The organism is Mycobacterium sp. TH-M106, from assembly GCF_057473765.1.
Genome location: NZ_JBYCLE010000136.1, coordinates 1 through 4,506 on the forward strand (window position 1 = coordinate 1; position 4,506 = coordinate 4,506).

4 protein-coding genes are annotated in these 4,506 nt (G+C 67.8%); 2 read left to right on the top strand and 2 right to left on the bottom strand.

All coding sequences use genetic code 11. From position 1 onward, the window contains the following. Positions 1-2,113, bottom strand: a 2,113-nt coding sequence (locus AC2VOP_RS04905) for a class I tRNA ligase family protein (protein WP_486959903.1), incomplete at its 3' end; no start/stop codon positions are given. Positions 2,114-2,273: 160 nt separating this feature from the next. Between AC2VOP_RS04905 and AC2VOP_RS04910 the strand changes: the two genes are divergently transcribed. After that, entirely contained in the window at positions 2,274-3,113 is an 840-nt protein-coding gene (locus tag AC2VOP_RS04910) for an LpqN/LpqT family lipoprotein (protein ID WP_486959904.1), read from the top strand. A gap of 65 nt (positions 3,114-3,178) precedes the next feature. On the opposite strand, the gene AC2VOP_RS04915 is transcribed toward AC2VOP_RS04910, so the two are convergent. Next, positions 3,179-3,784, bottom strand: a complete 606-nt coding sequence (locus AC2VOP_RS04915; protein WP_486959905.1) for a YqgE/AlgH family protein — start codon at positions 3,782-3,784, stop codon at positions 3,179-3,181. A gap of 127 nt (positions 3,785-3,911) precedes the next feature. Between AC2VOP_RS04915 and AC2VOP_RS04920 the strand changes: the two genes are divergently transcribed. Then, positions 3,912-4,506, top strand: a 595-nt coding sequence (locus AC2VOP_RS04920; protein WP_486959906.1) for an MFS transporter, incomplete at its 3' end; no start/stop codon positions are given.

The window sequence follows — 4,506 nt, forward strand, 5'->3', positions numbered from 1 at the left end:
AGGATCCCCGCGCGTCGGTGTAGGCGAAAGCCTGAATGTAACCCTGGTTGACCAGCCTGCGGTACGGCTCCCGCGAGCTGACGTGGCCCAGGTCGTACAACACCTTGTGCCAGAACCGCGAATACAACAGGTGCAGCACGGCGTGCTCGACACCCCCGACGTACAGGTCCACACCGCCGGGGTCGGCGGCCCCGTGCTCGGCGGGCCTGGGGCCCATCCAGTACGCCTCGTTCTCGGCGGCGCAGAACCTCGCCGAGTTGTGCGGGTCTGTGTAGCGCAATTCATACCAGGAGCTGCCGGCCCACTGCGGCATCACGTTGGTGTCACGGGTGTACGGCTTCAGACCGTCACCCAGGTCCAGCTCGACGTGCACCCAGTCGGTCGATTTGGCCAGCGGCGGAGACGGCACGCTGTCGGCGTCGTCCGGGTCGAACAGCACCGGCAAGTAGTCGCCCACGTCCGGCAGTTCGACCGGCAGCGCCGCCGCGTCTAACGGGTGCGGCCGTCCGTCGCCGTCGTAGACGATCGGGAACGGCTCGCCCCAATACCGTTGCCGAGCGAAAAGCCAGTCCCGCAGCTTGTATTCGACACGTCCCCACCCGCGGCCGTCGGCCTGCAGCCGCTCGGTGACGGCCTCTTTGGCGCGCGCCACGCTCATGCCGTCCAGGTAGCCCGAGTTGACCAGGACGCCGTCACCGACGTAGGAGGAGTGCGCAATGTCGCCACCGGAGATGACTTCCACCACCGGCAGGCCGAATTCGTGGGCGAACTCCCAGTCACGCTGGTCATGGCCGGGCACCGCCATGATCGCCCCGGTGCCGTACCCGGCCAGCACGTAGTCGGCGATGAAGATCGGAACCCGTTCACCGTTGACGGGATTGGTTGCGTAAGCGCCCAGGAACACCCCGGTCTTCGTCTTGTTCTCCTGACGCTCCAGATCCGACTTCGCGCCAATGGCTTTGCGGTAGTCGGCGACGGCTTCGGCCGGCGTCGCGGCACCGAACGTCCAGCGCGGATCGACCGCGCCCGGCCAGGTGGCCGCGGTCAGCGAGTCGACCAGATCGTGCTCGGGGGCCAGCACCAGATAGCTGGCGCCGAACAGGGTGTCCGGACGGGTGGTGAACACCTCGATGTCGACAGTTCCGCCCGCAGCTGTACCCGCGGCGAACAACACCGAGGCGCCGGTGGAGCGGCCAATCCAGTTGCGCTGCATGGTCTTGACCTTCTCCGGCCAGTCCAGCATCTCGAGGTCGTCGAGCAATCGGTCGGCGTAAGCAGTGATGCGCATCATCCACTGCCGCAGACGCTTACGGAAGACCGGGAAGTTGCCGCGATCGCTGCGACCCTCGGCAGTGACCTCCTCGTTGGCCAGCACCGTGCCCAGGCCGGGGCACCAGTTCACCATCGAGTCGCAGCGGTAGACCAGCCGATGGCCGTCTATCACGTCGGCGCGATCGCTGGCCGACAACTCGCGCCAGATCCGGCCGTCGTCGAGGTTGCGTGCGCCGGAGTCAAATTCAGCGATCAACTCGCTGATCGGACGCGCTTTGCCCGCGGCGGTGTCGAACCACGCGTTGTAGATCTGTAAGAAGATCCACTGTGTCCATTTGTAGAACTCGGCGTCGGTGGTGGCGAAGCTGCGCCGACTGTCGTGGCCGAAACCCAGCCGTCCCAGCTGGCGCCGAAAATTGTCGATGTTGGCCTCGGTCCTGGCCCGTGGATGCGTGCCGGTTTGCACCGCGTACTGCTCGGCCGGCAGCCCGAATGCGTCAAACCCCAATGCGTGCAGCACATTGCGGCCGGTCATTCGAGAGTAGCGGGCGTAGACGTCGGTGGCGATGTAGCCCAGCGGATGGCCGACGTGCAGCCCGTCGCCCGATGGGTACGGGAACATGTCCTGCACGAAGACCTTGTCGGCGGGCACCGCCGACCCGTCCGGAGCGGCCAGCGAGCCGACCGGATTGTCGACGTTGAAGGTCCCCCACCGGGCCCACCGGTCCTGCCACTGACGTTCGATGCGGCCCGCCAGCTCGGCAGTGTAACGGTGCGGGGGTGCGTCAGCGTCGGGGTTAGCGGCAGAGCCGCGGTGCTGCGCGGCCGACGATCCAGTCACCTCAACAGGGTATAAGGCGCCCGGGTCGGCACGGCTTGGTCTCGATTGGGTTGCAGAGCGGTGAGGGTGTCTTCCGGCGCTGGTGAACGGCGTGAGCCGCTGGTTACAGTCGGGTGGGTGACCAGGGGTGTCGCCCCACCACTCGGAAGGACCGACCCAGATGAGGCAGACCATCAGCGGCTGGCGGCTACTGACCGGCTTCCTGGCGGCGGGGGTGGTCGCAGCGGCGGCCGGGGCGGGGTTCTTCGGCACCGTCGCGGCGGCGGAACCCATACCGCCGCCGACCCCGGGTCAAACCTCGGCCACCACCACCCCGCCCGCGATGCCCGCCGCGGCGGCACCGACAGTCCTGCCCGGGTCCAGCGGGACCGCCCCGACCGCCCCGACCCGGGTCCCGGCCAGCTCCGGAACGCTCCGCGACTTCTTCGCCCAGCACGACGTGCAGCTGGAGCCTCAACAGGCAGCCGGCTTCACCCCGCTCGACATCACCCTGCCCGTGCCAACCGGCTGGACCCTGGTCCCCGACCCGAACGTCCCGGATGCGTTCGCAGTGATCGCCGACCGGGGCAGTCCTGCCCTTTACACACCGAACGCCGCGGTGGTGGTTTATCGGCTGGTGGGTCACTTCGACCCCGGGGAAGCCATCACCCATGGCTACATCGACAGCCAGCAGCTGCCCGCCTGGCGGACCACCAATGCGTCGCTGGCCGACTTCGGGGGTTTCCCGTCATCGCTGATCGAAGGCACCTACCGGCAGAACGACATGACGCTCAACACCTCGCGGCGCCACGTGATAGCGACTTCTGGAGTGAACAACTACCTGGTGACGGCGACGGTCACCACCGGCATTGGTGAATCCATCGGCAACGCGCCGGCCACCGACGCCATCATCAACGGCTTCCGGGTGAGCGCACCCGGTGCCGCCGCGCAGGGGTTACCATCGCATACCGCTTCGCCGCAGCCGTCCAGACCGGCGCTGCCGGCGCGGCCGCGCGGTTGACCGCTGCCGCCCGGCATGTGCGGTGTGCCGTGCGCCGACCGAATCCGGCCAGACGGGACTGCGTTTCAGTTCCGGCTGATGTCGATCGGATGGGTGGCCAGCAGCGGCAGCGGCAGCGGCTGCCGGCGTAGTGCCCGCCCCCAAAGGTCCACCCTGGCCGGGGCCAACACGTCCGACGGCAGCGCCGACACCACGATCCAGTCGTCTCGCTCGATCTCGCCTTCGAGCTGGCCGATCGTCCAGCCCGCGTAACCCGCGAAAATCCGGACGCCCTCGACGAACGGCGCGATCGTCTGCGGGTCGGCGTCGAGGTCGACCATCACCATGCGGCCCGCGACATGGCGCAGCCCTGACATGTTGTGCGGGTCCACACCGACCCGCACAACCGCCAGGCACAGCGCGGCATCACGCTTGACCGGCCCGCCGACAAACATCGTCTTCGGCTTGCTGGCCAACTCCGACCACTGCGGCAGCAGGTTGTAGACAGCGGTTTCGCTGGGCCGGTTGAGCACCACGCCGAGCGTCCCGCCGTCGTTGTGCTCGACCACGTAGATGACGCTTCGGCGAAACGTCGGCTCCAACAGGTCGGTGTTGGCCAGCAGCAACGCGCCCGCACGCACCCGATACGCCGCGGGCGCGACGTGGTCTTCGGGCTCTTCAGGTTGCGGCACCACACCATCATGGCATCAGCGCCGCTCGAAAGTGGTGAGCCGTGACCAACCGTGAGGGCCGCCGGGATATTTGTACTCTGGTCTGGAGCCGGGCCGTACCACCTGCCCGCATCCGGAAGTAGGTTTCATGGTAGATGCTCGCGCGCACATGACGCTGTGGCACTCGGCGCGCAGCCTACCCGACTTCTGGCGGCTGCTGAAGCTGCGCGCGGCAAGCCAATTCGGCGATGGTCTGTTCCAGGCCGGACTGGCCGGTGCGCTGCTGTTCAACCCGGACCGGGCGGCCGACCCGTGGGCGATCGCGGGGGCCTTCACCGTGTTGTTCCTGCCGTACTCGCTGCTGGGTCCGTTCGCCGGCGCACTGCTGGACCGGTGGGATCGACGACTGGTGCTCATCGCTGCCAACCTGGCCCGCCTGGTGCTGGTGGTTGGGATCGCCGCGTTACTGGCCGCCGGGGCCGCTGACCTGGTTGTGCTCTGCGCGGCGTTGATCGCCAACGGGTTCACCCGGTTCGTCGCATCCGGGCTGTCGGCGGCACTGCCGCATGTAGTACCGCGCGAACAGGTGGTCCCGATGAATTCGCTGGCGATCGCGACGGGCTCGATCGCTGCCTTCATCGGCGCGAACTTCATGCTGGTGCCGCGCTGGCTGGTGGGCGCCGACGACCGCGGCGCCGCGTCGATCATCTTGATCGACGCGATCCCGGTGGCGATCGCGTTGA